2 protein-coding genes are annotated in these 5,668 nt (G+C 63.2%); both read right to left on the reverse strand.

All coding sequences use genetic code 11. The features are described 5' to 3' along the window. Window positions 1-232 precede the first annotated feature (232 nt). Window positions 233-1,612, reverse strand: coding sequence for a DUF3999 domain-containing protein (locus AAAB16_RS02460; RefSeq protein ID WP_340661906.1), 1,380 nt, complete (start codon window positions 1,610-1,612; stop codon window positions 233-235). Next, complete coding sequence (locus AAAB16_RS02465) at window positions 1,609-5,265, reverse strand: DUF2339 domain-containing protein (protein WP_340661907.1); 3,657 nt, start codon at window positions 5,263-5,265, stop codon at window positions 1,609-1,611. Before AAAB16_RS02465 ends, AAAB16_RS02460 begins: the two co-directional genes overlap by 4 nt. Window positions 5,266-5,668 lie beyond the last annotated feature (403 nt).

Raw genomic sequence — 5,668 nt, forward strand, 5'->3', positions numbered from 1 at the left:
ATCGGGCCATGGAAGGCCCGTTGTGCCGTGCCCCTGAAGCAACGACGAAGCGAGGGAACCCGCAGCGCAGCGGAGGGCCAAGGTAGGGGCAAGCGTTTTTTGCTTACTTTTTGCCGCGACTGGCAAAAAGTGAGTCGCGCGTAAGGCGCGAAACAGAGCGTTCAGCACACACGGTAAAGAAGAACCCAGCCCCTCGAAAACAAAAGCAAAAAACTGGTGCGCACAGCACACCCTACGGCTTCTGCGCCCGCAACAAACTCAACGCCATGCCCACCAGCAGCGCTACCCCTACTAGCAGCACAGCCCAAAGCCCATACCGCTGCCAGTCGACACTCGCAGCCGACGAGGCAGCCTCAGGCGCCGGTGCCACCGATACCAGCTCACCCGCCTTAGCCACGCCAAGCTTGGCCAAGCGCGTCTCGTCGTAGCCCGGAATCAACGTCGCCAGCGGCAAGCTATTGGCCTTGCCATTGGCATTACCCAGCGCCAGCACATAGGGCGGCGTGCCGCGAGCCAGAAACACTAACTGCGTAGCCCGCAGCCCAACACGCACGGTCGGCGCGCCCTTGCCCAAGCCTCCGCCGCGCGGGTCCACCTGCAGGCGCAGGTGCTGCACCCATTGCCCGGGCAGCTGGAGCTCGTCGTGAATCACGTCTTTACCGTTCTCCGGCAAGCGATACAGCAGGCCGCGCGCCAGCGGCTGCCAACTGTCTTTGCTGTCGCGCCGCGTGCTGACATTCACCGGGGCCAAGGTGTTGGCTTGCGCCAGGTCGACCCGCAGCAGTTCCAGCGGCAGAGGCACTGGCAGATCAAGGGTGTATTCACCCTCCTTCCCCACGGTGGTCGGCAGGCTGTCCGACCACGACATCGGCGCCGGCACGCTGCTGTGGGTGGTGCTGGACAACTCGGCGCTGATCAGCACGGGCGCTTTTTGCGGCGCTAGCCACAGCAGGCGAAGGTAACGGGCGCGTTGGCCGGGCAAGGTGGTGTCGCGCTGTTCGATGCGTTCATCGGCGAATGCCAGGCGGGCGATTTGGCCGTCGTCCCAGCGCGACCAAGTTTGCAGGTCGTCACTGGCTTCGATGGTAAAGCGCTGGAAACCGTCCTGCTCGGATGTCCAGTCCAGGCTTAGTTTGTTCAGCGGCGCGTCAATGGCGCTGGCGTCGAGCAACCAGCCGCGCAGCACTTGTTGTTTGTCGGTGGTGGTGACGGCTTCTGGGCCGACTTCAACGATGGTGCCGGCGGTGGTGCGCTGCACACGCACGCTGGGCGCACCAGCGGGGGCATCAACGGCGCTGTATAGCGGAAACCACTTCACAGCCGTGGCGGTATTGGTTTCGCTTTGCTCGGCACTGCCCACGGTCAGGGCATAGGCCTGGGCTTCGCCTTCGGCGTTGAACACGCGCAGATCGCGCATATCGCCAAAACGTGCCGCCAGGCGCAGGGCCATGGGTACTTCCAGGCGGTACCAAGGCCCTTCGCCGCTGACGGTGAGCGGCACCTGGGTGCTGTAGTCCGAACGTTGTTCGGCAATAACGGCGGTGGCCGCCAGGGTGACAACAGCGCCGAGCACGACACGGCGCAGGGTTGCCGGGGAAAACAGCGCACTCATGACTGGACCTGCTCTTCTTCCGTTTCAGTAACCGCGTGCCGAGGCGGCAGCGGGGCGAAATAACCGACGATCAATAGCAGCACGCCGACGCCAATAAACGACACGATGCGCTCCAGGCCACCCCGATTGCCGAGTTCAACAAAGAACAGCTTGGCCACCACCACACCAATCAGCGCGGCGCCCACCAACCAGATTTCGCGACGGCTGCGCAGGTGGCCAAAAATCATCAGGGCCAGGGCGATCAGGGTCCAGATAATCGACAAGCCGGCCTGCACCAGCATCGACTCCAGCAGCAGGTCGAGTTGATACGGCACGCCACCCCAGTGGTGCGCGGCACGGAATACCAGGGCGGTAAACAAGGCGAACAGCGATGCTCCGGCCACCACTTGCGGCAACCAGCCCAGGCGTTCGCCGTCGGGCAACTGCGGCAAGGCGCTATGCAACCAGCGGCACACACCAAACAGGGCGAACAGCATGCCCAATTCCAAAGGGTTGATCAGCGGCACATACGGCAGCGGCTCGGCATTGCCGTCGCTGGCAATGTTGGCCAGCCAGAACCAGCCGAGCATCAGCACCGCCAACGGCAAGGCGGCGTAGTAGCGGTACTCGCGGGCATAAGCGCGCACCGGCCACGGCCAGTTGCGTGGCGAGGCCATGGCCAACAGGTACGTACTTGGCAGCACTGCCCAACCCAGCCAACGCCAGGCGTTGTAATGGTCCGACAGCACATACAGCAGGTAGCGCAGCTCCAGCGCCAGCACGCCGAGGATCAGCCAGCAGCCCAGCACATGCGCCGCGCTTAGCGCCCCCGCAGGCAGCAAGGCCGCCAAGCGCCGCAGCGACCACAGGTGCACAGCAAACAACAGCCCCCAACCCAACCAGCCAAACTGGGCGGCCGGGTGATACTGCCCATTCCAGGCATACAGCAGCGCAACGCCCGCGGCCGGCACCAGTAACGGGCAGAGCAGCGCCAGCGCTTGCCAGTTCTCTCGCGCCGCCAGCCAGGCCCACAGCGCCACGCTGGCTGCCGCGATAATCAGCAACAACGGCACCTGCACACTCGACTCGGCAAAGCGCAGCACTTCACTGACCGCCGCCAGCGTCCACCAACCAGCGCCCCACACCACCAGCAACTGCGACAAGCGCTCCAGGCTCAGGGCGCCCATGGCATCACTATCATTACGGGCGGCGCGCATCAGGCGCCATGCCCCAACCAGGGCGGCCAGCGCCAGGGTGGCCGGCGCCCAGAAGCCGGCGTGGGCCAACGGCCGCAAGCCTTCGCTGCTCAGCGGCCCAAGCAGCAGAGGGCTGGCGGCAAGAAAGGCGATACCGCCCAGCGCTTGCAAGAGCAAACCAAAGACAAAACTGGCGCGCTGCTGCAAATGCAGGCTAAGCCAGACAATCAGCAAACCACTGCCCGCCCACACGGCGCTGGCGGTTTCCCACGGCAGTACAAACAGCACCGCCAGGTTGATAAACACCAGCCCCACCAGCAGCACCAGCGACAGGCCGCGCATCAAGCCGGCGTCTTCGCGCACCTGCTTGTCCCGCGCCGCCACCAACATGCCGCCGATCAACGCCAGGCCAATCAGCGAGGCCACCACCAGACCACGCCAGCCTGCGGTAAATACGCCAGTGTCATCAGCCGTGGCACCGCGCAGTTGCAGCAAGAAGATCGCACCACCGAGCAGTTGCACGGCAAAGGCGGTGAACAGAAAGCTGCGCGATTGAATGCGCAAGCCGACGAACAAAGTCGCCAACCCAGCGATGGCCCAAGCGATAGCCGTGGCTTCGGCACGCAGGTTTAACGGCGCCAGCAGGTAGAGGAACGTCAGGCCCAGCACTGCCAATACAGGAATACCGCGACGTTCCCAATCGCTGGCCTGCTCAGGCGAGGCCTTACGCAGTTGCTGATGACTGAACAGCAGCGACAGGCCCAGCAACAAGGCGCCTAGCCACGAGCCGTAAAGCATCGACGTGACACCATCGTGCAGACCGACCAGGAAGGCCAACGCCGCACCCAGTTGCAGCAGCATGGCAAAGGCACGGGCCAACGGCCGCTGCTGACGCAGACCAAGCCAGAAGATGCCGGCACCTTCGACGGCCCAGGCGGCGGACGTCCATTGCGCATCCAAGCCCAGGGGAATGGCCAGCGAACCAAAGATCACACCCAGCGCCATGCAGGTTTCCACCAGCAGCAGGGCGCGCCCCGGCGCACGGCCGACCAGAATCCGGGCGATAAACATATACAGCAGGCCCATGGCCAAGGCGCTAAACGCGGCGGCAAATTCGAGGTGCTGCACCAGCGCAAACTGCAAGCCAAAGCCCACCAGCGGCGGGCCGAACAGCATGCTGCCGTCGACATAATCGCCCTTACGCCGCGACCAGCTCAGTACCGCCTCACGGCTGTCATCGGCCGGGCCGTCACTGAGTTCGCGCAACTTGCGCCGGGCGAACAGCAAACCAATGGCGACGTACATCAGGAAGAACAGCACCAGGAAGGGTTCGGTGCTCCAGAGCAATTCCGGCGTGTAGGAGCGCGCGCCCCAGGCAAAGCCAATCCCAAAAGTGCCGACAAAACCTATCAGGTTCAGCGGGCGCCACGCCTTGAACCAGGCGATGGCGAGAATGCCGCTATTAAGCAGGATGAAATAGGAGAACAGCGCGACATGGTTGCCGCTGCCGGTGGAAGTCAAAATCGGCGCGGCGAAACCACCGAGGGCGGCGACGGCAGCCAAGGCCATGGCGTTCTGGGTAACGGCGAGAATGGCCGAGCAAATGGTAACGACCACCAGCAGGCTGAGGGCCATTTTCGGCTCAAGCAACGGGTGCAAGCGGAAGGCGGCAAATACCGTCAGGTACAACACGGCAATGCCGGTGCCCTGCAACATCAAGGCATAGCTGGGGTTACGCAGGCGCAGCCACCAGCCCAAGCCCAGTAGCGCGATCGCCGCAGCGGCCACGCCGGCATAACGCACCGCAATGGGCACCACCATGCCTTCGGTGGCATAACGCAGCAGAAAGGCCAGACCGAGAAACAACAGCACCACGCCGATACGCAGCACGGTGTTGCCACCAAACAACCAATTCTTCGCCGCACTAAAACCGCGCTCGAAAATCGACGGCTCGCGAGGCGTTGGCGGCGTTGGTGGTTGGCGAGGTGGCGGTGGCGGTGCGATAGGCTCGCGAACCCACTCACCAGTCGCCTCCACAGGCGCGGCGGCGACAGGCTTGGGCGGGAGGGACTGCAGCTCAGGCGGCAGCTCGAAAATCAGCGTCGGCTCTTCAGCCTCGGCAATGCTCGGTTCGGGTTGTGGTTCAGGTTGGGGCTCGAGAGTGAAATTCAGCTCATCAGGCGTAGCGGCAGGCATCTCGAAATGCACAGTTGCCGGCTTAACGGCGGCAACCGGCGCTCGCACGGCGTCCCGCTCAAGCTTTTGCAGGCGCTCATTCACGGCGTTAGTGCCGCGCTCAAAGCGCTCGGCAAATGCCGTCAGCTTGCCGCGCAAGTGTTCGTTACTCAGCTTCAGTTCGCGCAGCTGCCACCATTGGCCGGCGGAAAAACCCAGCAAGGCGCCGAGAAAACCATCCGTAATCGACTCATCGAGCGAAACGCCGATAAGCAAACCGACCAGCATGAAAATCCATTGCATGCAGCACTTCCTAGTGATGTGAGCGGCACTCGGGGGTAGCCCAATGACTACAGCACCCTCGGCAAAGTCACGCCTTGCCTCAGAGCTTCCCTGTCGAACCATGCGTAGGCCGTGGCCTACAGCGCCGCCGAGTATATCCGCCCTGCCCCTGTGCAACGCCACTACCAGTGCACGCTTTGGCACGATTCGGCGGATGGTTGTTCACAATTTCACCAATCCCGCTATCATGCCGCCCCCACACGGCGTAGCGCTTATCCAAAGCCAGGCCCAACTGTGGCCGGTCAGCGTTTACAACAGGTGTGCAAGTCATGACAAAGCTATTGGTAGTGGGTGCCGAACTCGATCGCACCGACACCTGGATCAAATACGAACGCACCATGTGCAGCAGCTGTGTTTCCAGTTG

The organism is Pseudomonas sp. (assembly GCF_037994325.1).
Lineage (GTDB): Bacteria > Pseudomonadota > Gammaproteobacteria > Pseudomonadales > Pseudomonadaceae > Aquipseudomonas.